The following is a 24,120-nucleotide window of genomic DNA, read 5'->3' on the forward strand; positions in this document are numbered from 1 at the left end:
GCTGCTGGATCCCCGGCGGGACCCGGATCCGCGGTCCGGTCTTCCTACGCGCCGACGACGGACCGCTCGAGGTCATCGTCCGCGACCGTCTCCAGGTGCGACGCGAGCCGCCCGCCGACTGCGACGCCGGGGTGGGTCATCCGCCACGAGCTGGACCAGTGGTCGTGGGGGATCAGGGATCGCGCGGTGGGCCGGCCGGTGGCACGGTTGCGTCCGATCGCTGTGGTCACGGCGAGGATGCGCCGCCTGTCCGGGTGGTGGCGCGGTTGACGCCGCGGCCGCCGCGGAGTTTCCACGTCGAGGTGGCCTCTCCGCCACGTCGCCGCGGGCTCAGCGGATCGTGAACACCCTCCTGCCGTGTTCCGGGCCGGCTCGCCGCGCGGACCACATCGTCTTGCTGGATCCCGCTGCTGGATCCCGCTGCTAGATCCCGCGGAGGGCCGTGCGCTTGTCGAGCGCGATCTGGCGCAGCTTGCGCACGGCCGCGGGCGGAGTGGCCAGCACCCCCGCCTTCGCCGCTCGGGCCGGGCCGAGCCGCTGCCGCAACCGTAGGGGGTACCACTGCGGCAGTGTGCGCAGATCGTCGACCGTCTCCCGGGCGAACCCGATCAAGAGCTCCTCGGCCGCCGGGTCGTGCCGGCCCTTGTCGTACGCGCGGGCGACCCGCAGCAGCGCCTCGGAGGCGAGCTTGCGGCGCACGGTGCGCTCCAGCTTCTCCGGCTCGGCGATGCGGCCCTCACCCTTGCGGAGGGCGGACAGGAACGCGTCGCGCCGCATCTGCAGGTCCCGCACCCCGCCGTCGGTCTCCTCGTACCTGACCGACATGTTCTGCTCGTGGCCGCGGCAGTAGGCCTGGTCGGCGCCCGCGATGTAGCCCACGTCGCCGTGCGTGGCCATGCGCAGCCACATCTCCAGATCGCTGGTGTGCAGGAGCGCCGGATCGTAGCCGCCGACGACCTTCTGCACCGACGTGCGGGTGACCGCCGTCGGCGACGGAACGACGTTGGCGCCGCGGGCGAAGCTTGCGCGCAGCCAGTCCTGGCCGGAGTGGATCACCGGGCGCCCGGCGAGCCGCGCAGGCGGCAGCGGTTCCTCGCCGAACCAGTCGATCGCGTCGCCGTAGACGAGCACGACGTTGGGATGGGACTCCATCAGCGCCGTCGCGCGCTGCAGCGATCCGCGGGTGAGCGCATCGTCGGCCGACATCAGGACCGTGTACTTCGCCGTCGGGAAGTCGATGACGCCCTCGGTGAAGGTCTTGATGTGGCCCTGGTTCTGCTCGTGCACGACGACGCTGACCCGCGGGTCCTGCGCGGCGAGCTCGCGGGCGACGTCGGCGCTGCCGTCGTCGGAGGCGTCGTCGATGATGCGGACCCGGACTTCGACGCCCTCCTGGTCGAGGACGGATCGGACGGCGGTCGGGAGCATCGCGCCGTAGCGGTAGCAGGGGACGGCGACGTCCACGGTGGGCAGGCCCACTGCACCTCCTGGAAGGCGGATCGGTCGCCCGAGAGCCTAGCCGCCGCGCTCACCCGTCCGTGCACCGCGGTTGACCTGCAGTTTTCCCACGATCTGGGACCCCCGTGTGACAGCGGCTCACCTGACGTGATTTTCTGGGGGACGTGACGCAGCAGGCCGTGATCATTATCGGCTGGCGCGTCGGCTAGCACGATCCGGCCGACGCGCAGACCTCTCGCACCCGCGGGGGGTCTTTTTTGTTGGCCGGGCACCCCACGAGTAGCAGGTCCAGGAGCAGATGATGTCCCGCACGCAGCCCGCCGGAACCCCGCTCGGCGACGCCTTCCACGTCTACGACACGACCCTGCGCGACGGCGCGCAGCGCGAGGGCATCAGCTACTCGATCGCCGACAAGCTCGCTGTCGCCCGGCACCTGGACGCGCTCGGCGTGGGCTTCATCGAGGGCGGTTGGCCCGGCGCACTGCCCAAGGACACGGAGTTCTTCGCCCGGGCCGCGGCCGGGGAGCTGGAGCTGCGCCACGCGGTGCTCGTCGCGTTCGGCTCCACCCGCAAGGCCGGCACCACCGCGGCGAAGGACCCGCAGGTCCGAGCGCTGCTCGACAGCCAGGCCCCGGTGGTGACGCTCGTCGCCAAGTCCGATCGCCGCCACATCGAGCGCGCCCTGCGCACCGACGTGGCCGAGAACTGCGCGATGGTGTCCGACACGGTGTCGTTCCTCGTCGGCGAGGGTCGGCGGGTCTTCCTCGACGCCGAGCACTTCTTCGACGGCTACGCCTACGACCCCGACACCGCGCTGCGGGTGCTGGAGGCGGCCGCCACCGCGGGCGCGGACGTCGTCGTGCTCTGCGACACCAACGGCGGCATGCTCCCGCTGGGCATCGCCGAGGTCGTCACCGAGGTGGCCGCCCGGACCGGCTTCCGGCTGGGCATCCACTGCCAGGACGACACCGGGTGCGCGGTGGCCAACACCGTCTCCGCGGTGCAGGCCGGCGCGACGCACGTCCAGTGCACCGCCAACGGCTACGGCGAGCGGACCGGCAACGCCGACCTGTTCCCCGTGGTGGGCAACCTGGTGACCAAGCTGGGCATGCCGGTCCTGCCGGAGGGCGCCCTGGCTGAGCTGACCCGCACCGCGCACGCGCTGGCGGAGATCGCCAACATCGCCCCCGACACCCACCAGCCCTACGTCGGCGCGTCGGCGTTCGCGCACAAGGCCGGGCTGCACGCGAGCGCGATCAAGGTCGACCCGGAGCTGTACAACCACATGGACCCGGTCGAGGTCGGCAACGGACAGCGGATCCTGGTCACCGAGATGGCCGGCCGGGCCAGCGTCGAGCTGAAGGGTGCGGAGCTCGGGCTGGACCTGGCTTCGCGGCCGGACGCCACCGAGGCGGTCGTGGCGACCGTCAAGGAGCGGGAGGCCGCGGGCTGGTCGTTCGAGGCCGCTGACGCCTCGCTGGAGCTGCTCATGCGGGCCGCCCTCGGCGAACGCGAGTCGGCCCCGTTCACCCTCGAGTCCTACCGGGTGATCACCGAGCACCGCGCCGACGGCGAGGTCGTCGCCGAGGCCACCGTGAAGGTGCTCGTCGACGGCGAGCGGATGATCGCCACCGAGGAGGGCAACGGCCCGGTCAACGCGCTCGACGCCGCGCTGCGGGCCGCGCTCGCGCCGTTCTGCCCGTGGCTGGAGGACGTCGAGCTGTCCGACTACAAGGTCCGCATCCTCTCCCGCGCCGGGTCGCAGGAGGGGCACGGCACCGACGCCGTCACCCGGGTGCTCGTCGAGTCGACCGACCGGGACGGCTCGTGGACGACGATCGGCGTGCACGGCAACGTCGTCGAGGCTTCGTGGCTGGCGCTCGTCGACGCGCTGGCCTACGCGGCCATGCGGGCCCGCCGACCGGCGGCCGGCGAGGAGACCGCAGAGGAGGTCGTGGCGGCCCGCTGAGCGCAAATCAGGTGGGCCGCGGCCCGTTCCTGCGGTTTGATTCCGAGCCGTGGACACGGCGGCGATGATGGAGCGGATCGACCTCTTCTGCGACGCCGTGCCCCGGCGATGGGCCACCGTGACCGACACCGGTCCCCTCCGGCTGTTCACCCGCACCACGCCCGGGTTCCCGTTCTACGCCCGCCCGATCCCCGGTGCGGGCCCGGTGACGCCGGAGGACGTGCGGCGGGTACGGGTGGCCCAGCGCGGGCTGGGAGTGCCCGAGACGTTCGAGTGGCTGCTCGCGACCGCGCCCTCGATGGAGGGCGCGGTGCGGGCGACCGGGCTGTCGGTGCAGATCTGCCCGGTCCTCGTGCTCGACGGGGAGCCGCAGCCCGCGGCGCTGCCGGCCGGCCTGCGGTTCCGCCTGCTCGGCCCGCTCGACGGGGACCTGGCCGAGGCGGCGCACGCGCACCTGATCGTGGCGTCCACCGCGTTCGGCGCCCCCATACCGGCGCCACCGACGGCGGAGACCCTGGCGGAGCTCGTGGCCGATCTCGACGCGGGGCGGGTCGCGCGGCTGCTCGTCACCGGCCCCGACGGGGTGGTGGGCGTCGGGTCGGTGCAGCGCAGCGGCGACGTCGCCGAGTTGGTCGGTATCGCGACCGCCGCCACGCACCGTCGGATGGGCATCGGCGCGGCGGTCACCGCCCGGCTGGCCGCGGTGGCCCGGCAGGCCGGAGCCGATGTGGTGTTCCTCTCGGCGGGCGACGACTCGGCGACGCGGGTCTACGAACGCGTGGGTTTCCGCCGGATCGGGCGGTGCGGCATCGCCCAGCCCTAGCAGCCCCGCCCACCACCTGCGCGAACGCGCTGCCGGCCGCCGAGGTGGGGCCCGGTTCGCATCCCGCTGGAGGCCTCAGCTACAGTGGATGTCAGCAGGGCGCGACCAAGCCAGGTCGCGAGCCCAAATGGGGTATGGTGTAATTGGCAGCACGACTGATTCTGGTTCAGTTAGTCTAGGTTCGAGTCCTGGTACCCCAGCGAAACTCCTCGCAATCACCTGCGGTACGATCGCGAAGCAAGTTTCACTAAGGCCCCGTCGTCTAGCGGCCTAGGACGCCGCCCTCTCAAGGCGGTAGCGCGGGTTCAAATCCCGTCGGGGCTACTCCGCCGCTAGCGGGGGTGTTGGAGAAGATCCAGCACCCCCGCTAGCTGCTTTTCTGAGGACTTCTCCAGGGCGTCGGGCGTGGTTATCGAACGTTATGGAGTGCCGCCGCCCTGGTTCTCGGGGTTGTTGAGGTTCCCCCCAACGGCATTCCCTTGCTGTTCGGCCGGTGAGGTGTTCGCCGGCGACGAAGGTGGCTGCGTCGCACTCGTCGCCGGGCCCGACGTGGGCTGGGTGGGCTGGCTGGTCGGTGCCACCGAGGTGGTGGCGGGCGGTGCTGAGGTCGTCGGTCGCACGACCGGGCGCGGCCGCGGCGACGGCCGGGCCTCCGGCTCCGGTTCAGCCGTGGTCGTCGGGGCGGCCGAGGTCGTCGGCACGTCCGCGACGATGCGACCGGCGGGGGAAGCTGTGGTCGGGGTGTGCGGCAGCAGGAAGGCCGCGCCGATCACCGCCAGGGCCGCCGCCGCGCCGCCCGCGCTCACCAGGAGGGCCGGCGAGCTGTACCGGGCCGGGCGGTCACCGCGGTCCTGCGCGTAGTCCGCGTAGTCGTGATCGTCGCCGTAGCCGTAGTCGTCGCGGAACCCCGGCGCGTACGCGTGCCCGGGACCCGTGCCGTTGCCCGCAGGCGCTCCGTAGCCGCCCGTGCGGGCCGGGAAACCACCCTCGGGCGCCCCGAGCGCGGGACGCTCCGGGAACGGGGGAGGCGGCGTCGTGGGCCGCGGCGGCGGGAGACCGGCGAGCGGCCCGGTCCCCGCCGGGCCCGCCCAGGTGCCCGTCGCCGTACTGGCCGCCATCCCCCCAGCCGGCACCGGGCCGAGCGGGCCCCGGTTCGGCTGCGGCCGGGGCACGTGCCCGCCGGTGGCGGAGGCGTTCGGCGTCAGGGCGAGCGCGGCGCCCTTGGAGATCGCGTTCTTCGGGTCGGCGTCGACCGCCACCGGTCGCCCGAGCTGCTGCGACACCAGCTCCGCGACGAGCGGGATCCGCGACGAACCACCGACCAGCAGCACCGCCGTGAGCTGCTCCGGGGTGCGGCCCGCCGAGGTGATCGCGCGGCGCAGCGCGCTCACCGTCTCCTCGATCTGCGGGCGGATCATCGCCTCGAACTCGCTGCGGTGCAGCCGCACCGTGCCGCGGGCCGACGGCATGAGCACCTGGATCGACACCTCGGTGTCGGCCGAGAGCGCCTCCTTCGCCTCCCGGCACTCCCGGCGCACGGCGGCCACCGCGGACAGCACAGCCGGATCGTCCTCGTCCAGACCGGCGAAGGCGTCCGGCAGAGCCTCCCGCACGTGGTCGAAGATGACGTCGTCGAAGTCGACCCCGCCCAGCCGCTCCAGTCCCTCGGGGCGACCGAGCAGCGTGAACGCGCCGTTGGCATCCTTGTGGACCACGGCCGCGTCGAACGTGCCGCCGCCGAGGTCGTAGACGGCGATCGTGGAGCCCGGCTCGACCCGCTCGGTGGCCGCGTAGTGCAGCGCCGCCGCCTGCGGCTCGGCGAGGAACATCACCTGCAGGCCCTGCGCGGCGAGCGCCTTGCCCATCAGATCGATCTTGTGGCTACCCCACGAGGCGGGGTGGGTGACCGCGATCCGGCTCGCCGGGCCCCCCTCCCGCTGCGCGACCCGGTCGACCACCCAGCGGGTCAGCCGCGCGGACAGGTCCTCGGGTGCCCACGGGCGGCCCCCGACGACCAGCGGCGTCGGGTCGCCGATGCGCCGCTTGAACTCGCGCACGACGTGGTCGGGGTCGGTGACCGCACGCCGTTCGGCGGCCTCTCCCACCACGATCGCGCCGTCGTCGCCGAGGTAGAGCACCGACGGCACCGAGCTGGCGCGGTCGCCGAGCGCGACGACCTCGATGTCCCCCGGCCCGTTGCCGACGTGGGCGATCGCCGCCGACGTGCGCGTCGTGCCCACGTCGATGCCGATCACGTAGTCCATCGCTCTCCCATCCGGCGGATTGAGGCACACGGTAGCGGCAGTACTCAGAGCCACGGACGGGCGGCACGCCGTGAGGGGTTGCACGGGTCCGGCGGGAAAGTCCGCGGGGTTGATCGGCCCGGCTCCGTGGTCGCCGGATCGCGTGCGGCCGGGTGGGTCCGGTCGTGGCGGTGGTCGGCGGTTCCCGCGAGGGTCCAGCGTTCGGGGGCGGGCTCACAGCCGGTGCTGGATGGCCTCCGCCGCGGCGAGGAGGTCAGCGGCCCAGCGCACGCCCGGGCGGCGGCCGATGCGCTCGACCGGACCCGAGACGGAGACGGCGGCGATGACCTGGCCGGACTGGTCGCGGACCGGTGCGGAGACGCTCGCCACGCCCGCGGCGCGCTCGGCGACGCTCTGCGCCCAGCCGCGGCGGCGGACGTCGATCAGGACGCGCTCGCTGAAGGAGGCCTCGGCGAGGATCGCGCGCTGCACGGCCGGTTCTGCCCATGCGGCCAGGACCCGCGCGCCGGAACCGGCGGTCATCGGGAGCCGGCTGCCGACGGGTACGGTGTCGCGCAGCCCGCTGGGCGGTTCGGCGGCGGCGATGCAGACGCGGTGGATGCCGTCGCGGCGGTAGAGCTGGACGCTCTCACCGGTGATGTCGCGCAGCCGCGGCAGCACGGTGCTGGCGGCCTCGACGAGCGGGTCGGCGCCGCCCGCGGCCAGCTCGGCCAGCGTCGGGCCGGGGCGCCACCGGCCGTCGTTGCCGCGGTGCAGCAGGCCGTGCGCCTCCAGCCCCACGGCGAGCCGGTGGGCGGTGGCGCGGGGCAGGCCGGTGCGCTGGCAGAGCTCGGCCAGTCCGCACGGTTCGGCCGCTGCGGCCCGCAGGACCCCCACCGCCTTGTCGAGGACGCCGATGCCGCTGCTCCTGCCGACCGTGCTCAAGCCACCCCACCCCTGTCGGGCGCACGCCCCCCGCACTATGCTGTCTCAGTACACGATACTAACTTCCCGAATTCTGAGACGCCAGAGGAGGCGGCCGGCGTGGCACCCACCACCACTCGCCCGAGGACGTTGGCTGAGAAGGTCTGGGACGACCACCTCGTCCGCAAGGGCGAGGACGGCGAGCCGGACCTGATCTACATCGATCTGCACCTGGTCCACGAGGTGACCAGCCCGCAGGCGTTCGACGGGCTGCGGCTCGCCGGTCGCAAGGTCCGCCGCCCCGACCTCACGGTCGCGACCGAGGACCACAACGTCCCCACGATCGACACCGAGCTGCCGATCGCCGACCCGGTGTCGCGCACCCAGGTGGAGACGCTGCGCCGCAACTGCGCCGAGTTCGGCGTGCCGCTCTACCCGATGAACCACGCCGAGCAGGGCATCGTGCACGTGGTCGGCCCGCAGCTGGGGCTCACCCAGCCGGGGATGACGGTCGTGTGCGGCGACTCGCACACCTCCACGCACGGCGCGTTCGGGGCGATGGCGTTCGGGATCGGGACCAGCGAGGTCGAGCACGTGCTGGCCACGCAGACGCTGCCGCTGCGGCCGTTCCGCACGATGGCGATCAACGTCAACTCCGAGGACGGCCGGCTGCGTCCCGGGGTCACCAGCAAGGACGTGATCCTCGCGATCATCGCGAAGATCGGCACCGGCGGCGGGCAGGGCCACGTGCTGGAGTACCGCGGCAACGTCATCGACAACCTGTCGATGGAGGCCCGCATGACGATCTGCAACATGTCGATCGAGGCGGGCGCGCGGGCCGGGATGATCGCGCCGGACGAGACCACGTTCGCCTACCTGAAGGGCCGCGAGCGGGCGCCGAAGGGAGCCGACTGGGACGCGGCGGTCGAGGCGTGGCGGCAACTGCGCACCGACGAGGGCGCGCAGTTCGACCGCGAGGTCGACATCGACGCCGACGAGCTCACCCCGTTCGTCACGTGGGGCACCAACCCGGGGCAGGGCCTGCCGCTGTCGGAGCGCGTGCCCGACCCGGCCGACTTCGCCGACGAGAACGAGAGGGTCGCCGCGGAGCGGGCCCTGGAGTACATGGACCTGGAGCCCGGCACCCCGCTGCGCGACATCAAGATCGACACCGTGTTCGTCGGGTCGTGCACGAACGGGCGGATCGAGGACCTGCGCTCGGTCGCGGAGATCCTCGACGGCCGCAAGGTGGCCGACGGCGTGCGGATGCTGATCGTGCCCGGTTCGATGCGGGTGCGGGCACAGGCCGAGGCCGAGGGCCTGGACAAGATCTTCACCGCGGCCGGTGCCGAGTGGCGCTCGGCCGGCTGCTCGATGTGCCTGGGCATGAACCCGGACACGCTCTCCCCGGGCGAGCGCAGCGCATCGACGTCGAACCGGAACTTCGAGGGCCGGCAGGGCAAGGGCGGCCGCACGCACCTCGTCTCGCCGCTGGTGGCCGCGGCGACGGCCGTGCGCGGCACCCTGTCGAGCCCGGAAGACCTGAGCTGAGGGGACCTGAACTGATGGAACCGTTCACCACCCACACCGGGATCGGCGTGCCCCTGCGGCGCTCGAACGTCGACACCGACCAGATCATCCCCGCCGTCTACCTCAAGCGGGTCACGCGCACCGGCTTCGAGGACGGGCTGTTCTCGGCCTGGCGGCAGCACGAGGACTTCATCCTCAACCGCGAGCCGTACAAGCGCGGCACGGTGCTCGTGGCCGGGCCCGACTTCGGTACCGGCTCGTCGCGCGAGCACGCCGTCTGGGCGCTGATGGACTACGGGTTCCGCGTCGTGATCTCTTCGCGGTTCGCCGACATCTTCCGCGGCAACTCCGCCAAGCAGGGCCTGCTCGCCGCGCAGGTGGCGCAGGACGACGTCGAGCTGCTGTGGAAGCTGCTGGAGAACCAGCCCGGCACCGAGGTCACCGTCGACCTGCGGGAGCGCACGGTGCAGGCCGCCGACCTCACGGTGCCGTTCCAGATCGACGACTACACGCGGTGGCGGCTGCTCGAGGGCCTCGACGACATCGGCCTGACCCTGCGGCACGAGGCGGAGATCTCCGCGTACGAGGCGGCCCGGCCGTCCCGGATGCCCACCACAGTCCAGCTCTGAACCAGCGCTGGACAGCGCTGCCTCACTGCGCCGGTGGCCCGGTGGAGCGCACCGGGTCCACCGGCGCGTGTCTTGTGGCGCTGCTCGGCGACCAGGGCATACGGTCAGCGGCATGAACAAGTCCCAGCTCGTGCATGCGCTCGCCGAGCGCCTCGGTGACCGGCGCATCGCGGCCACCGCGGTCGACGGGCTGCTCGAGACCATCGTCGAGACCGTCCGCACGGGTGAGCCGGTCTCGATCACCGGCTTCGGCGTGTTCGAGAGCCGGGAGCGTGCGGCCCGTACCGCGCGCAACCCGCGCACCGGCGAGACCGTCGAGGTGCCGGCGGCCACGGTGCCGGCGTTCCGGCCGGGCACGGGCTTCCGCAACGCGGTCGGTGGAGGCGCCGCGGCTCAGCCGGCCGCGGCCACCGCCACGTCGACCACGGCCGTGGAAGCGCCCGTCGAGGCACCCGCCGAGGAGAGCCCGAAGCCGACGAAGAAGACCCGGTCGAAGCAGTCGTTCGCCGCCGACACCGAACCGGAGAAGACGGCGAAGCCCGGCAAGAAGGCGAAGGCGTCGGAGGAGCAGGCGTCCGAGGGGAAGGCTGAGGGGAAGGCTGAGGGGAAGGTCAAGGGCGGGAAGAAGACCAAGGCCAAGGACGGCGCGGAGAAGCCGAAGGCCAAGCGCGGCAAGAAGTAACGCGCCGCGCAGCGAGTTGCCCCGACCGGCCCCGCGAGTTCCCCCGTACCGCCGCGCGAGTCGCCCTGTGCGGTCGCGCGAGTTCCCCCGAGCGGGGCGGTGTGTCGCCCCGTGAAAGCCGACGAGTTCGCGCAGGTCGGACCGTGGGTCGTGGATTCCCGACGGCGAACGGGATCCTCGGGACGCCGAGTCGGGGATTCCGGTGCACGGGCCCGCCGGGGAGCACGTGCTGGGATCGGCAACTCACCGTCCTGGGCCGGGCAACTCGCCGGTCCGTTCGGGGCAACTCGCCGGTCCGCTCGGGCCAACTCGCCGGTCCGGGCCGGGCGACTCGCCGGTCCGCTCGGGGCGACTCGCCGGTCCGGGCCGGGCGACTCGCCGGTCCGCTCGGGGCGACTCGCCGGTCCGGACCGGGCAACTCGCCGGTCCGTTCGGGGCAACTCGCCGCCGCGGAATCCGCGACTCGCCGTCACGAGGGGCGCAGCTCGCGCCCGGTGCGGCGGCCTCAGCCGGTGGGAGTGGGGTAGTAGTCGGCGGCGCGCAGCGCACCGTCGACGAACGTCAGCACCCACGTGCTGCCCTTGCGGGCCGCCACCGTGCCCGGGTCGACTCCGAGGTCCGCCTCGCCGACCAGCGCCGCGACGAGATCGGGGATCACCCCGCCCTGGCTGCAGACGATCGTCACTCCGGGTTGCGCAGCGAGCTCCCGGAACCGGGCCAGCCCGGCACCGGGATCGGTCTGGTAGCCCCGCTCACCCAGCGCCGGTTCGATGCCGATCTGGAGCCCCGCCGCGGCCGCGACCGGCGCCACCGTGTCGCGGCAGCGCAGGGGCGGCGCGCTGACCACCCGGTCCGGGCCGAACAGCGGCAGCAGCTCATCGAGCTGCTCGACCTGCTCCCGCCCGGTAGCCGACAGCGGGCGCAGGTCGTCGTCGCCGTCCCACTTCGCCCGGTTGCCCGCCTCCGCGTGCCGCACCAGCAGGATCGTCGACGTCGGCACGCCGATCTCGACGAACCGGTTCACCACGGCGGCGTCGTGCGGGTAGGTCAGCAGTCGTGCGGCCTTCTGCGGGTCGAGGAAGCGCAGCTCGTCGACCTCATCGTTCGGCTCGAACGCGCCGGAGCGGATCTCACCCGCCCAGTAGTGCACGGTCTTGGGCCCGCGCGCGGTGTCGTAGTGCACCTCGCCCAGCCGGGCACCGAGCCGCACTGCGAGCCCCGTCTCCTCGACGGTCTCGCGCGCGGCGCAGGCCAGCAGCGTCTCGCCGCGCTCGAGCTTGCCCTTGGGCAGCGACCAGTCGTCGTAGCGGGGGCGGTGCACCACCGCGATCTCCGGGCCGTCCGCGCCCCGCCGCCACGCGACGCAGCCGCTCGCCAGCAGCTCCTTGCTCATGCCGGTCCTTGCTCATGCCGGGGTGTCGTCCGCCTCGACGGCGGCGTGGGTGTGGCGCAGCATCATCTCCGTCTGGTGGTCGCGGACCGGCGTGATCCCCGAGTCCGGGGCGGGGGAGGGCACCCAGGTGCCGTCCGGGCGCAGCGTCCAGCAGCGCGTGGCCGGGTGCAGGCACGAGTCGAGGATCTCGGCGAGGCGGCGAGCCGGTTTCTCCGACACCCGCAGCAGCACCTCGACCCGCCGGTCCAGGTTGCGGTGCATCATGTCGGCGCTGCCGATCCAGTACTCGTTCGCCGCGCCGAAGTGGAAGATCCGGGAGTGCTCCAGGAACCGGCCCAGGATGGACCGGACGTGGATGTTCTCCGACAGCCCCGGCCGGCCCGGCTTCAGCGCGCAGATCCCGCGCACGACGATGTCCACCGGCACCCCGGCCTGCGACGCCCGGTAGAGCGCGTCGATCACCTGCTCGTCGACGAGCGCGTTGACCTTGATGCGGATACGGGCGTCCGGGTTGCCCGCGCGCTTCGCCTCGATCTCGTCGTCGATGCGGCGCACGATGCCGCGCCGCACCCCGTACGGTGCGACGAGCAGGTTGCGGTAGGTCGTCTGCCGTGAGTAGCCCGTGAGGGTGTTGAACAGGTCGGTGAGGTCGGAGCCGATCGTCGGGTCGGCCGTCAGCACCCCGATGTCCTCGTAGAGCCGGGCGGTCTTGGGGTGGTAGTTGCCGGTGCCGATGTGGCAGTAGCGGCGGATCTGCCCGCCCTCCTGGCGCACGACGAGCGCGGTCTTGCAGTGGGTCTTCAGCCCCACCAGGCCGTACACCACGTGCACCCCGGCCTTCTCCAGCTCGCGCGCCCACCGGATGTTGGCCTGCTCGTCGAAGCGGGCCTTGATCTCCACCAGCGCCACGACCTGCTTACCGGCCTCCGCGGCGTCGACCAGCGCGTCGACGATGGGGGAGTCGCCGGACGTGCGGTAGAGCGTCTGCTTGATCGCCAGCACGTTCGGGTCCGCCGCCGCCTGCTCGATGAACCGCTGCACGCTCGTCGAGAACGAGTCGTAGGGGTGGTGCACCAGGACGTCGCCCTCGCGCAGCGTGGCGAAGATGCTCTGCGGGTTCTCCCGGTCGGCGAACGCCGGGTGGGTGGCCGGCACGAACGGCTCGTCCTTCAGGTCCGGCCGGTCCACGGCGTGCACCGCCCAGAGCGCGGTGAGGTCGAGCAGCCCGGGGATCGTGATGACGTCGGCCGGATCGACGTCGAGCTCGCGCAGCAGCAGCTCCAGCACGTGCGGGCTCATCTGGTCGCTGACCTCGAGCCGCACCGGCGGGCCGAAGCGCCGGCGCGCCAGCTCCCGCTCCAGCGACTGGAGCAGGTCCTCGTCGCGATCCTCCTCCACCTCCAGATCGGCGTTGCGGGTGACCCGGAACGCGCCGACCTCGGCCACCTCCATGCCGGTGAACAGCTGGTCGAGGTGCGCGGCGATGAGGTCCTCGATCGGCAGGAACGTGATCTCGTTGCGGTCCCCGCCCGGCGCGGTCGCCACCCGCACCAGCCGCGGCACGTTGTTCGGCACCTTCACGCGGGCGAACCGCTCCGTGCCGCCCTCCGGGTCGCGCACCGTGACGGCCAGGTTCAGCGAGAGCCCCGAGATGTACGGGAAGGGGTGCGCGGGATCGACGGCCAGCGGGGTGAGGACGGGGAAGACCTGCTCGGAGAAGTAGTCCGAGAGCCGGGCTCGCTCGTCGTCGGTCAGCTCGTCCCAGCGGCGGATGTAGATGCCGTGCTGCTCCAGCTCCGGGCGCACCTGGTCGAGGAACACCCGGGCGTGGGCGCGGGCGATCGCCTGCGTGCGCGCGGAGATGCGGGCCACCTGCTCACGCGGGGACAGACCGTCGGCGCTGCGCACGGCCAGGCCGGTCTCGTCGCGGCGCTTCAGGCCCGCGACCCGGACCATGTAGAACTCGTCCAGGTTGGACGCGAAGATCGCGAGGAACTTCGCCCGCTCCAGCAGCGGCTGGCTGGGGTCCTCGGCGAGCGCCAGCACGCGGGCGTTGAAGTCCAGCCAGGACAGCTCGCGGTTGAGGTAGCGGTCGTCGGGCAGCTCGGAGCCGGGGCCGGGTGTGCGGGCCGGAGGGCTGACCGGCACGGCCGCCTCCGGGACGGTGTCCGGTTCCTCCTGGGCCGGTGGCTCGACGCGGCGCGCGGGCGGCGGGCCGGCCGGCTCCGGTGGTACGGCGGCCGCCGCGGCGTCGGCGGCGGGCACCGGGGCTGCGGCGACGCGCCGGGTCGACGGTCGCGGCGGCCGCCGCGTGGACCGTCCGCCGCTCGAGCGCGTCCTGGCCTTGCTCTCGTCAGCCACGGCGCCGATTCTTCCGCACCCGACCACACTCGCGCCGAGAACGACGTGACCGAGGGCGGAACGCTCTGTCGGTCACGGCAGCGGCGATCGACACCGGCGTCCTCGACGCGGGGCCTCAGCCCCTCGTGTACTCGATCGCGGCGAGCGTGCGCTTGCCCCGGCGCAGCACGAGCCAGCGGCCGTGCAGCAGCTGGTCGGGGGACGCCACCGCGTCCTCCTCGGTGATCTTGGTGTTGTTGACGTACGCGCCGCCCTCGTTGATGGTGCGCCGCGCCGCCGACCGGCTGGGCGCCAGCCCCGTCGCCACGAACAGGTCGACGACCTCACCCAGCTCGCTCACCTGCGCCGACGGCACCTCGGCCAGCGCAGCGGCCAGGGTGCGCTCGTCCAGGGCGGCCAGGTCGTCGCGGCCGAACAGCGCCCGCGACGCGGCGACCACCTTCGCGCACTGGTCAGCCCCGTGCACGAGCGTGGTGAGCTCCTCGGCCAACGCCCGCTGGGCGGCCCGCGCCTGCGGCCGCTCCCGCGTCTGCTCCTCCAGCTCCTCCAGCTCCTCGCGGGACCGGAACGACAGCGCCCGCAGGTACCGCAGCACGTCGCGGTCGTCGGTGTTGAGCCAGAACTGGTAGAAGGCGTACGGCGTGGTCATCTCCGGGTCGAGCCACAGCGTGCCCGTCTCGGTCTTGCCGAACTTGGTGCCGTCCGCCTTCGTCATCAGCGGCGTGGCCAGCGCGTGCACCTCGGCCTGCGGCTCCAGCCGGTGGATCAGGTCGAGGCCCGCGGTGAGGTTGCCCCACTGGTCGCTCCCGCCCTGCTGCAACGTGCAGCCGTGCCGGCGGTACAGCTCCAGGAAGTCCATCGCCTGCAGCAGCTGGTAGCTGAACTCCGTGTAGCTGATGCCCTGCTCGGAGTTCAGCCGCCGGGCGACCGACTCCTTGGTGAGCATCGTGTTCACCCGGAAGTGCTTGCCGATGTCGCGCAGGAAGTCGATCGCGGACAGGTTCGCCGTCCACTCCAGGTTGTTGACCATCGTGGCCGCGTTGGGGCCCTCGAAGTCGAGGAACGGCTCGATCTGGCTGCGCAGCCGCTCCGCCCACGCGGCGACGGTCGCGGCGTCGTTGAGCTGACGCTCCGCGGTGGGCCGCGGGTCGCCGATCTGCCCCGTGGCGCCCCCGACGAGTGCGATCGGCCGGTGCCCGGCCTGCTGCAGCCTGCGCATGGTCAGCACCTGCACGAGGTGCCCGACGTGCAGGCTCGCCGCGGTCGGGTCGAACCCGCAGTAGTAGGTGACCGGACCGTCCGCGAGCGCCTTGCGCAAGGCCTCCTCGTCGGTGGACTGGGCGATCAGCCCGCGCCACCGCAGCTCGTCGACGATGTCCGTCACGGTTGCGGGTCTCCTCTGGTCCGATGGCACGACGATCGGTCCAGTCTAGGTGCGCCGAGATGACGGGCTGCTCCGGGAACCAAGGCGAGCGGCGGGACTGCTGGGTCCCACGAGGCGGGCCGAAGATCACACACAACGGCCAGGTTCACTTCAGATGAAGTTAGCCTATGCTTCTCGAGCGTGACGTCACCGTCCCCCGATCCGGTGCCCCGCATCACCGGTGCGGATCTCCAGCTCGGCTACCACGGCCGCACGGTCGTGCACGGCGCCGGCATCTCGCTGCGCGCCGGCCGGGTCACCGCGCTCGTGGGACCGAACGGCAGCGGCAAGTCGACGCTGCTGCGCGCGCTCGCGCGCCTGCACCGCCCGGACGCGGGGACCCTGCGGGTCGGCGAGGAAGCGGTGGACGCGCTGGCCATGAGCCGTCGTGAGTTCGCCCGCCTGGTCACGCTGCTCGCCCAGAGCCGGCCCACCCCGACCGGCCTGTCCGTCGCCGACGTCGTCGGGTTCGGGCGCCATCCGCACCGCGGGCGCTGGCGCGCAGGCGATCCCGACGGCCCGGCCGCCGTCGCCCGCGCGATGGCCGTGACCCGGATCGAGGAGCTGGCCGACCGGCCCGTCGACGAGCTGTCCGGCGGCCAGCTGCAGCGCGTGTGGCTCGCGTCCTGCCTCGCGCAGGACGCCGGTGTGCTCCTCCTCGACGAGCCCACGACGTTCCTCGACCTGCGGTTCCAGGTGGAGCTGCTCGACCTGGTCCGCGACCTCGCCGACCAGGACGGCGTCGCGATCGGCGTCGTCCTGCACGACCTCGATCAAGCCGCCGCCGTCGCCGACGAGGTGGTGCTGCTCGCGGAGGGACGCATCCGGGCGGCCGGTCCGCCCGCCGACGTCCTGACGACCGAGCTGCTCACCGACGTCTACGGCATCCGCATCGAGGTCGACCACGACCCCCGAACGGGTGCGCTGCGCACCCGGCCCGTCGGCCGGCACCCGAGCCGGGTGCCGGCAGCTGCCCCCCGGAGGTAGGACATGAGAGCGCGCACACCACTCGTCCTGGTGGCGATCCTGCTCGCCCTGGCCGGACTCACGGCCTGCGGGACGTCGGAGCCGGCCGCCGGCGCCGGCCCGACCGCGGCGGCCGCGGCCTCCGGTGGTCCGATCACCGTGACCGACCTGCGCGGCAAGCAGATCACCCTCGACAAGCCCGCCGCCCGCGTGGTCGGGCTGGAGTGGAACGTCATCGAGCACGCCGTGTCGCTCGGCGTGATGCCCGTCGGCGCGGCGGACATCAAGGGCTACTCGGCCTGGGTGCAGAGCGAGCCGCTCGACGCCTCCGTGAAGGACGTGGGCGTGCGCGGCGAACCCAGCGTCGAGTCGATCGCTGCGCTGCAGCCCGACCTGATCCTCGCCACCGACCAGCTGCCCGAGGGTGCGGTGGCGCAGATGGAGCAGTTCGCGCCCGTCGTCTTCGTGCCCGGCGGGGACGCCGAGGACCCGGTCGGCCAGATGCGCGAGAACCTGCAGCTGGTCGCGAAGCTGGTGGGCAAGGAGGCCGAGGCGCAGAAGCTGCTCGCCGACTTCGACGCCAAGCTCGCCGACGCCAAGACGAAGCTGGCCGCCAAGACCGGGCAGAAGTTCGTGTTCACCGACGGCTGGGCCGAGGGCGGCCAGGTCTCGCTGCGGCCCTACACCAAGGGCTCGCTCGTGGGTGGGGTCACCGAGCAGCTCGGGCTGGTCGACGCGTGGCCCGCCGAGGAGGGCGACGCCGTCTACGGGCTCGCCCAGAGCGACGTCGAGGGCCTGACCCGGGTCGGCGACGTCGAGTTCCTCTACATCGTCAACGACGCCGACGGCGGCGACGTGTTCGCCAACGAGCTGAGGGACAACGCCGTGTGGAAGTCCCTGCCGTTCGTCCAGGCCGGCAAGGTGCACCGGATCCCCGACGGCATGTGGATGTTCGGCGGCCCGACGTCGCTGGCGATCTACGTCGACGCCGTCGTCGCGGCGCTGGCTTGATCGCATGACCCGCACCGCACCGGTACCCGCCCGCACTGCCGACGCGGGCGGGGCGCCGACCCGGCCGCTGCGGGTGGCGGGTGTCGCGACGGTCGGTGCAGTGCTCGCCCTGCTGCTCGCCGCGGTGCACCTCACGCAGGGCACCGCCGACGTGGGGGTGGGTGACCTCCTGCGGTTCGTCGTCGGTGCGGGCACCGAGCAGGCCGACGCGGTCGTGATCGCCTCCCGGATCCCGCGACTGCTCGCCGGGGTCCTCGTGGGGGTGGCGCTCGGCCTGGCGGGCTGCGTCCTGCAGACGATCTCCCGCAACTCCCTCGCCTCTCCCGACACCCTCGGCGTCGGGAGAGGCGCCTACGTGCTGATCGTCGCCCTGTCGGTGGCCGGGCTGGCGCTGCCCGTGCCGTTCGCGGGCGCGGTGGCGTTCGTGGGTGGACTCGCCGCCGCGGCGCTGGTGCTGGTCCTCTCGTCCGGGGTGGGCTCGGGGCCGACCCGGCTCGTGCTGGCCGGCTCGGCGGTCGGGCTGGCGCTCGAGTCGGTCACGGTCGCGCTGCTGCTGCTGTTCGAGGAGCAGACGGTCGGGCTGTACGCGTGGGGGAGCGGCACGCTCTCCCAGTTCGGCATGACCTCGATGGCCTGGATGGCCCCGGTCGTGGCCGTCGCGTTCCTGCTGCTGCTCACCCTGTCCACCGAGCTGGACCTGCACGGGCTGGGCGACGACTCGGCCTCCGTGCTGGGCGTGAACGTGCGCCGCACCAGGCTCTTCGGGGTGCTGCTCGCGGTCCTGCTGTCGGCGGCCGCGGTGACGGTGGCGGGTCCGGTCGGGTTCGTCGGCCTCGCCGCACCGGCGATCGTGCGGCTGCTGGTGCCGCTGGTGCCGGGCCTGGCGCGGCACCGCGCGCTGCTGCCGATGTCGGCGCTGGCCGGGATCATCGTGGTGATCGGCGCGGACGTGCTCGCACGGCTCGCGCTCGGTGCGCAGGTCGGCGGCGTCGAGGTGCCGACCGGCGTCGTCACGTCGTTCCTCGGCGCGCTCGTGCTCGTGGGGCTCGCCTGCCGGTACCGGCAGTCCGGCCCCACCCGGGCGGCGCCCGCGGCGCGGTCGGCGCGGCTGCGCGGGCGCGCCGGGTTCGTCGTGGTGCTCGTCGTCGTCGCCGTGGGCACGGTGGGTGCGGCGACGGCGGCCACGCTGCTCGGCGACGCGAAGCTGCTCACCGGCGACGTCGTCAACTACCTCACGGGCCGGTCCGGTCCGCTGGTCACCTTCGTGCTCGACGCGCGGGTGCCGCGGGTGCTGGCGGCGCTCACGGCCGGCGCGGCGCTGGCGATCGCGGGCGCGGTGATCCAGGCGGCGTGCCGCAACCCGCTCGCCGAACCGGGCATCATCGGCGTCACCGGTGGTGCCGGGCTGGGCGCCGTCCTCGCGATCACGCTGGTCCCGGTGGCGGGCACCGCGCTGATCACCGGGTCGGCGCTCGTCGGTGCCGCGGTCGCGACGCTGGCGGTGTTCGGGCTCGCGGCGCGCGGCGGACTGGACTCCGACCGGCTCGTGCTCATCGGCGTCGGTGTGTCGGCCGCGGCCGCCGCGGCGATCACGTTCGTCATCCTCCTCAGCGATCCGTTCAACGTCGGCAAGGCGCTGACGTGGCTGTCCGGCTCCACATACGGACGGACGCTGCCGCAGGTCGTGCCGGTCGTGCTCGCCCTGCTGGTCGCCGTGCCGATCCTGTGGCGGTCACGGCGCGAGCTCGATCTCGTCGCCGTCGACGACGACACCCCGCGGGTGGCCGGCATCGCGCTGGAGCGGTCGCGGCCGCTCCTGCTGGGGCTGGCCTGCTTGCTCACGGCGATGGCGGTGTCCGCGGTCGGCGTGATCTCGTTCGTCGGGCTCGTCGCGCCGCACGCGGCCCGGGCGCTGGTCGGGGCCAAGCACGAGCGGGTGCTGCCGGTGACGGCGCTGCTCGGGGCGCTGCTGGTGTCGGTCGCGGACACGGTGGGCCGCACGGTCATCGCGCCGGGGCAGCTGCCGGCCGGGCTCGTCGCCGCGCTCGTGGGCACGCCGTACTTCGTGTGGCTGCTCTGGCGGTCGCGCACGGCGTAGCGGGAACTGCGTCGTGCTCGACGGGGATCGAGCTCAGGGCTTCACCGCCAGTGCGGCGTGCATCGACACGTCGGAGTCCGAGGCTGCCCACATCTCCGCGTCGTCGTGCTGGCCGCTCAGCGGCACGGAGATCCCGGGGCGCCAGCGCAGCAGCCCGACGACGCCCGGCTCGACGATCTCCAACCCGTCGAGGAACAGCCGGCGCACGTCCGCGGCGGTGCGCGGGTACAGGGGGATCCCGGCGGCCGCGTACCGCTCGACCGATGCGGCCAGCGTCGCGCCCACCGCGAAGTCGGACGTGACGTGGGAGATCGCCAGCGCGCTCCCGGACGGGACCGCGGCCAGCAGCGTGGCAACCAGCCGGTGCGCGGCCTCGTCGTCGAGGAAGTGCAGCAGCCCCAGCGCGGTGACCGCGACGGGCCGGCCGAGGTCGAGCAGCTCGCGCACCTCGGCTGAGGAGAGGATCTCCTCCGGCCGCCGCGCATCCGCGTCGACGTGCGCGATCGCGCCCCGTGGATCGCTCGTCATCAGCGCGGCGGCGTGCGCCAGCACGATCGGGTCGTTGTCGACGTAGACCACCCGCGCGCTCGGGATGACCGCCTGGGCGATCTGGTGCAGGTCGGGCTCGGCGGGGATGCCCGTGCCGACGTCGAGGAACTGGTCGTGCCCGGCGCGCGCCAGGTGCGTCACCACGCGGTGCATGAACGCGCGCTGGGCGCGGGCGGCCACTGGCGTGGTCGGCGCGACCTGGACCAGCTCGTCGGCGGCGATCCGGTCGGGCCAGTAGTTGGTCTTGCCGCCGAGCAGCACGTCGTAGACCCGGGCGCTGTGCGCGCGATCGAGCTGCAGTTCGCTCGGCAGCGGGGGCACCAGGTCTTCGCGGGGGTCCGGCGCGGGCCCCGCCTCGGCCGGGGCCGGTTCCGGCGGCGGGCCCACGACGACGAGGGCGCGCGGCCGGCGAGCGCGGGTGTGCGCCGTCATCCCGGCGGCGATGGCGTCGCGCAGCAGGGCGGCGCGGTCGTCGACGAGTGGTTCGCCGCGCAGCTCGGCCTCGACCTCCAGGCGGTCGAGCAGCCGGTCCAGCTGGGGGTCGGAGACGCGGTGGTCGACGAGCACGAACCGGCCGGCCTCGGGGTGGTCGACGACGATCGCGTCGGGGGTGGGCAGCTCGCAGCGCACGATCGGGACGGGGAGCTGCGCCACGGTCGTCTCCTGCTCCGGCGGGGTCCGGTCGGCCGGGCTCGGCCGGTTGACTCAGGGGGTCAGTCTGCGCTCCCCGTGCGCCGCGCGGTGGCCGAATCGGCCAGCCGGATCGCCGAACGGAGCATCTCCACCAGCGCAGCGCGCTCCTCGGGGGTGCGCTCCTGGAACATGACGATCACCGCGTGGGTGTCGGGATCGAGGTCCGTGTGCTGGGGACGCAGGTTCATGGACACGCCCGCGGCGTCGTGCACCTCCTGGGTGGAGACCTCCAGAGCCGCCGCGATCCCGCGGATGGGATCGGCGCCCGGACCGTTCTTCCACTCGGTGTTGGTCCACTTGTGCCACATGGGGCGGGAGATCTCGTGACCCGCGCGGCGGGACCGCTCGACGAGATCCTGCTGCGTGAGCCGCAGCTCCTTCATGCGCCGACGGATGAGATCCTGCAGCCGCTCCCCGGCTCCCCTCGAGCCGGGTCGGTCGCGCGCTGCCGGATCCACCCGTCGGCCCCCCTCGTTCCGGACGGTCGGTGGCCATCCCCCCACGTCCGGTGCCCACGATAGCACGCAGATCTGTTTGCTCTGATCGGCACGAGCGCCGCATCAGGCGGGTTCGTCGCGCTGGTAGACGTCCGGGACGCCGTCGTGGTCGTCGTCGCGCTCCTCCTCGGCGCACAGCCGCCGGTAGTGGGCGTTGCGGATGCGCAGCACGACGGTCGCGATCAGCGCGGCCACCAGCGACCCGGTGAGCACACCGATCTTGACGTGGCCCTCCGCGGCCGATCCGGTGCCGAACGCCAGCTCGCCGATCAGGAGCGACACGGTGAACCCGATGCCGGCGAGGATCGACAGCCCCAGCACGTCCCACCAGGACAGGCCCTCGGCCAGCCGGGCGCGGGTGAACCGCTGCACCAGCCAGGTGCCGCCGAGCACGCCGATCGTCTTGCCGACGACGAGCCCGAGCACGATGCCGAGCGTGATCGGGTCGGTGAAGGCCTCGGCGAACCCGCCCGCGTCGACGACGCTCACGCCCGCGGCGAAGAACGCGAACACCGGCACCGCCACGCCGGCCGAGATCGGGCGGAACCGGTGCTCGAAGTGCTCGGCGAGCCCCGGCCCCGGGCCAGGGGCCCGCCGGACGACGGGCACGGCGAACCCGAGCAGCACCCCGGCGACGGTGGCGTGGACGCCCGAGGCGTGCATGAGTGCCCAGGTGACCACGGCCAGCGGGAGCAGTAGCCACCACGAGCGCACCCGCCGCTGCACGAGCACGGTGAACACCGCCAGCGGCACCAGCATGAGCAGCAGCGGGACGAGGTGCAGCTCGGACGTGTAGAACAGCGCGATGATCACGATCGCGAGCAGGTCGTCGACCACCGCGAGGGTCAGCAGGAACAGTCGCAGTGCGGCCGGCAGGTGCGTGCTGATCACCGCGAGCACCGCCAGGGCGAAGGCGATGTCGGTCGCGGTGGGGATCGCCCAGCCGACCAGGCCATCCCCACCGGCCGCCGCGTTGATCGCGACGTAGATCAGCGCCGGGGCCGCCATCCCGCCCACTGCGGCGGCCACCGGAAGCGCGGCCCGGCGCGGATCGCGCAGGTCGCCGGCCACGAACTCGCGCTTGAGCTCCAGTCCAGCGACGAAGAAGAAGATCGCGAGCAGTCCGTCTGCGGCCCACGCGGCCACGGTGAGGTCGAGGTGCAGCGACGCCGGCCCGACCCGCAGGTTCGACAGGTCGGCGTACGCCTCGCGCCACGGCGAGTTGGCCCAGATCAGCGCGAGCGCGGCCGCCCCGACCAGCAGCAGCCCGCCGATGGTCTCGGTGCGCAGCAGATCGCCGATGCGGCGGACCTCGGGCCACGAACCGCGGCCGAACAGGCGGGGGCTGGCGGAACGGTGCATGCGGGCGTCCTCCGGGCACGTCGAACGGATGCCGACCAGACTTCCCGGCACGCCCCGGGTGACGGTAACCGGCCCACCCGGCCGGGAGCAGGGCCGTCGAGAGCGATGTCACACGGCCGTTCGGTCGAGCGGCGGCGGGGTTTCCGGGCCCGAGTGCGTCGAGTCGTCCGGGCTCGAGTGCCGTCGAGAACGAAGTCGTGGCTGTTCCGAATCGATTCAGGACCACCACGACTTCGTTCTCGGCTTCGTTCTCGACGCAGCGCCCTCATGCGTCCTCGCAGATCAAGGCCCACGGGCGGTCCGCCAGGCGGGTCATGACGAGCGTGACCCGCCTGCTGCCCGTGAGGCCGCGCTGCAGCGCGCGGTGCAGGGCGTCGACGTCGCCGGCGAGGCCGCGGCGGCGGATGTCCACCGCGCCGGCGTCCACCGCGCGCAGCCGCCGCAGCAGCGTCTTCTGGTGCCACGGGCCCGAGTCGAGCACCCGCAGGGTGCGCGCGAACGGGGTCGTGAGGCAGGCGTCGCCGGACAGGAACGCGATCTTCTCGTCGAGCTGCCAGGTGCCGGTGGCGCGGGCCAGCTCGGCCACCAGCCCGGCGCGGGTCACCGCCGGATCGGGATCGAGCAGGTAGCGGCCCGGTTCGCGCACCGGCACGGGATCACCCGGCGCGGGCAGCAGCTCGGCGCCCGCGGGCAGCACGGTGGCGCGCGTGCGGGCCCCGGCCAGGGCGGGCGACCACAGCACCGCCTCCTTGAGCTCCCGGCCCACCGACACGAACTCGATCTCCCACCCGGGCGGGACGACGTCGTGCTCGACACCGGGGGCGGCCTTGATCCCGACCGCGGCGACCCGCTCGGTGAGCCCGGTGCACCAGGCCAGCGGCGGTTCCGACGCGCCCGTGCGGTGTCGGCGGCCGCCGCTGCGGCGGGCCGGATCGACGAACGCCGCGGCGACGCCGGTCAGATCGATCTCCCGCACGTCCGCCTCGGCCGTCGTCACCGCCAGCCCGTGCACGGCGGCGTTGCGCGCGGCCATCCACAGGTGCACCGGGTCGCGGTCGACGGCCAGCACGTCGTGGTCGCGGGCGAGCGCGAGCAGATCGCCGCCGATGCCGCAGCACAGGTCGGCGAGGCGGCCGAGCCCGGCGAAGCGCGCCCGCCGGTGCTCGGCGACCTCCTGCGCGGAGGCCTGCTCCAGGCCGTCCCGGGTGAACCACATGTCGGCGGCCCCGGCGAACTTCGCGCGCGCTCGCAGCCGCAGCTCCGCCAGGCCGAACGCGTCGACGACCAGCTCGGTGGGGTAGCGCTCGCGCAGTCGGGCACCCAGCCGCAGCCCGGCGGGGCCGGTCAGCTCCGCGGGGCCGAGCCCGGCCAGCTCGGCCAGCACCGCCTGCCCGTCCGGCCCGGCGAGCGCGTCGAGGCGGGCGAGGTCCACGGGGCAATCCTGGCGGGCCGCGCCTGCGGGGTGGTTGCGGGTCCGCCATCTCGACGATGCGGGTTCGCGACGACCGG

19 protein-coding genes and 2 tRNA genes are annotated in these 24,120 nt (G+C 73.4%); 10 read left to right on the forward strand and 11 right to left on the reverse strand.

The features are described from left to right. Positions 1-44: 44 nt before the first annotated feature. Together BUE41_RS30665 and BUE41_RS06210 are read right to left on the reverse strand one after the other, a co-directional pair. Entirely contained in the window at positions 45-230 is a 186-nt protein-coding gene (locus BUE41_RS30665; RefSeq protein ID WP_073455867.1) for a hypothetical protein, read from the reverse strand. Positions 231-423: 193 nt separating this feature from the next. Beyond that, positions 424-1,479, reverse strand: a complete 1,056-nt coding sequence (locus BUE41_RS06210) for a glycosyltransferase family 2 protein (RefSeq protein WP_084754497.1) — start codon at positions 1,477-1,479, stop codon at positions 424-426. Between the two features lie 280 nt (positions 1,480-1,759). Here BUE41_RS06210 and cimA point away from each other — a divergent pair, with 280 nt between their 5' ends. The 4 genes from cimA (at position 1,760) to BUE41_RS06230 (ending at position 4,574) form a co-directional block, all read left to right on the forward strand. After that, entirely contained in the window at positions 1,760-3,427 is a 1,668-nt protein-coding gene (gene cimA, locus BUE41_RS06215) for a citramalate synthase (RefSeq protein WP_073455959.1), read from the forward strand. 49 nt (positions 3,428-3,476) lie between these two features. Next, positions 3,477-4,250: a GNAT family N-acetyltransferase gene (locus tag BUE41_RS06220; RefSeq protein ID WP_084754499.1), complete on the forward strand. Its 774-nt coding sequence runs from the start codon at positions 3,477-3,479 to the stop codon at positions 4,248-4,250. A 128-nt stretch (positions 4,251-4,378) separates the two neighbouring features. Further along, positions 4,379-4,450, forward strand: a tRNA-Gln gene (locus BUE41_RS06225). A gap of 51 nt (positions 4,451-4,501) precedes the next feature. Further along, a tRNA-Glu gene (locus tag BUE41_RS06230) sits at positions 4,502-4,574 on the forward strand. A gap of 95 nt (positions 4,575-4,669) precedes the next feature. Here the strand turns inward: BUE41_RS06230 and BUE41_RS06235 are convergent. After that, positions 4,670-6,514 (reverse strand): Hsp70 family protein, encoded by a 1,845-nt coding sequence (locus tag BUE41_RS06235; RefSeq protein WP_073455868.1) that lies wholly within the window; start codon positions 6,512-6,514, stop codon positions 4,670-4,672. A gap of 213 nt (positions 6,515-6,727) precedes the next feature. Then, positions 6,728-7,438 (reverse strand): IclR family transcriptional regulator, encoded by a 711-nt coding sequence (locus tag BUE41_RS06240; protein WP_073455869.1) that lies wholly within the window; start codon positions 7,436-7,438, stop codon positions 6,728-6,730. 99 nt (positions 7,439-7,537) lie between these two features. On the opposite strand from BUE41_RS06240, the gene leuC reads away from it, so the two are divergent. The 3 genes from leuC to BUE41_RS06255 all read left to right on the forward strand — a co-directional run bounded on the left by leuC (position 7,538) and on the right by BUE41_RS06255 (position 10,258). After that, positions 7,538-8,968, forward strand: coding sequence for a 3-isopropylmalate dehydratase large subunit (gene leuC, locus BUE41_RS06245; RefSeq protein WP_073455870.1), 1,431 nt, complete (start codon positions 7,538-7,540; stop codon positions 8,966-8,968). Between the two features lie 14 nt (positions 8,969-8,982). Next, entirely contained in the window at positions 8,983-9,576 is a 594-nt protein-coding gene (gene leuD / locus BUE41_RS06250) for a 3-isopropylmalate dehydratase small subunit (protein WP_073455871.1), read from the forward strand. 112 nt (positions 9,577-9,688) lie between these two features. Beyond that, the gene (locus BUE41_RS06255; RefSeq protein ID WP_073455872.1) at positions 9,689-10,258 is read left to right on the forward strand and encodes an HU family DNA-binding protein; all 570 of its coding nucleotides are present in this window, start codon (positions 9,689-9,691) and stop codon (positions 10,256-10,258) included. A 505-nt stretch (positions 10,259-10,763) separates the two neighbouring features. On the opposite strand, the gene BUE41_RS06260 is transcribed toward BUE41_RS06255, so the two are convergent. The 3 genes from BUE41_RS06260 to tyrS all read right to left on the reverse strand — a co-directional run bounded on the left by BUE41_RS06260 (position 10,764) and on the right by tyrS (position 15,396). After that, the gene (locus tag BUE41_RS06260) at positions 10,764-11,651 is read right to left on the reverse strand and encodes an NUDIX hydrolase (protein WP_073455873.1); all 888 of its coding nucleotides are present in this window, start codon (positions 11,649-11,651) and stop codon (positions 10,764-10,766) included. Positions 11,652-11,663: 12 nt separating this feature from the next. Then, positions 11,664-13,799: an RNA degradosome polyphosphate kinase gene (locus BUE41_RS06265; RefSeq protein ID WP_073455961.1), complete on the reverse strand. Its 2,136-nt coding sequence runs from the start codon at positions 13,797-13,799 to the stop codon at positions 11,664-11,666. A 328-nt stretch (positions 13,800-14,127) separates the two neighbouring features. Beyond that, complete coding sequence (gene tyrS, locus BUE41_RS06270) at positions 14,128-15,396, reverse strand: tyrosine--tRNA ligase (RefSeq protein ID WP_073455874.1); 1,269 nt, start codon at positions 15,394-15,396, stop codon at positions 14,128-14,130. A gap of 180 nt (positions 15,397-15,576) precedes the next feature. On the opposite strand from tyrS, the gene BUE41_RS06275 reads away from it, so the two are divergent. Genes BUE41_RS06275 through BUE41_RS06285 form a run of 3 tightly spaced genes read left to right on the forward strand, consistent with a single transcriptional unit; the run spans position 15,577 to position 19,510 of the window. Continuing rightward, positions 15,577-16,422 (forward strand): ABC transporter ATP-binding protein, encoded by an 846-nt coding sequence (locus BUE41_RS06275; RefSeq protein WP_073455875.1) that lies wholly within the window; start codon positions 15,577-15,579, stop codon positions 16,420-16,422. A gap of 3 nt (positions 16,423-16,425) precedes the next feature. After that, a complete protein-coding gene (locus tag BUE41_RS06280) occupies positions 16,426-17,412 on the forward strand; it encodes an iron-siderophore ABC transporter substrate-binding protein (RefSeq protein WP_073455876.1) in 987 nt (328 codons plus the stop codon). Positions 17,413-17,416: 4 nt separating this feature from the next. Further along, on the forward strand, positions 17,417-19,510 hold the full coding sequence (locus tag BUE41_RS06285) for an iron ABC transporter permease (RefSeq protein WP_073455877.1): 2,094 nt from the start codon (positions 17,417-17,419) through the stop codon (positions 19,508-19,510). A 33-nt stretch (positions 19,511-19,543) separates the two neighbouring features. On the opposite strand, the gene BUE41_RS06290 is transcribed toward BUE41_RS06285, so the two are convergent. The 4 genes from BUE41_RS06290 to BUE41_RS06305 form a co-directional block, all read right to left on the reverse strand. Beyond that, positions 19,544-20,713: an SAM-dependent methyltransferase gene (locus BUE41_RS06290; protein WP_200803775.1), complete on the reverse strand. Its 1,170-nt coding sequence runs from the start codon at positions 20,711-20,713 to the stop codon at positions 19,544-19,546. 59 nt (positions 20,714-20,772) lie between these two features. Further along, complete coding sequence (locus BUE41_RS06295; RefSeq protein WP_073455878.1) at positions 20,773-21,135, reverse strand: hypothetical protein; 363 nt, start codon at positions 21,133-21,135, stop codon at positions 20,773-20,775. 177 nt (positions 21,136-21,312) lie between these two features. After that, on the reverse strand, positions 21,313-22,611 hold the full coding sequence (gene nhaA, locus BUE41_RS06300) for a Na+/H+ antiporter NhaA (protein WP_073455879.1): 1,299 nt from the start codon (positions 22,609-22,611) through the stop codon (positions 21,313-21,315). A gap of 265 nt (positions 22,612-22,876) precedes the next feature. Then, positions 22,877-24,043 (reverse strand): class I SAM-dependent methyltransferase, encoded by a 1,167-nt coding sequence (locus BUE41_RS06305; RefSeq protein WP_073455880.1) that lies wholly within the window; start codon positions 24,041-24,043, stop codon positions 22,877-22,879. Positions 24,044-24,120 lie beyond the last annotated feature (77 nt).

Origin of the sequence: Pseudonocardia thermophila (assembly GCF_900142365.1) — a bacterium.
In the GTDB taxonomy this organism is placed as follows: domain Bacteria; phylum Actinomycetota; class Actinomycetes; order Mycobacteriales; family Pseudonocardiaceae; genus Pseudonocardia; species Pseudonocardia thermophila.

Excerpts from the sequence above, each read along its gene's own strand:
- cimA (WP_073455959.1), top strand. The coding sequence starts at position 1,760 with ATGTCCCGCACGCAGCCCGCCGGAACCCCGCTCGGCGACGCCTTCCAC.
- BUE41_RS06235 (WP_073455868.1), bottom strand. The coding sequence starts at position 6,514 with ATGGACTACGTGATCGGCATCGACGTGGGCACGACGCGCACGTCGGCG.
- leuD (WP_073455871.1), top strand. The coding sequence starts at position 8,983 with ATGGAACCGTTCACCACCCACACCGGGATCGGCGTGCCCCTGCGGCGC.
- BUE41_RS06255 (WP_073455872.1), top strand. The coding sequence starts at position 9,689 with ATGAACAAGTCCCAGCTCGTGCATGCGCTCGCCGAGCGCCTCGGTGAC.
- BUE41_RS06260 (WP_073455873.1), bottom strand. The coding sequence starts at position 11,651 with ATGAGCAAGGAGCTGCTGGCGAGCGGCTGCGTCGCGTGGCGGCGGGGC.
- BUE41_RS06280 (WP_073455876.1), top strand. The coding sequence starts at position 16,426 with ATGAGAGCGCGCACACCACTCGTCCTGGTGGCGATCCTGCTCGCCCTG.
- BUE41_RS06285 (WP_073455877.1), top strand. The coding sequence starts at position 17,417 with ATGACCCGCACCGCACCGGTACCCGCCCGCACTGCCGACGCGGGCGGG.
- BUE41_RS06295 (WP_073455878.1), bottom strand. The coding sequence starts at position 21,135 with ATGAAGGAGCTGCGGCTCACGCAGCAGGATCTCGTCGAGCGGTCCCGC.
- nhaA (WP_073455879.1), bottom strand. The coding sequence starts at position 22,611 with ATGCACCGTTCCGCCAGCCCCCGCCTGTTCGGCCGCGGTTCGTGGCCC.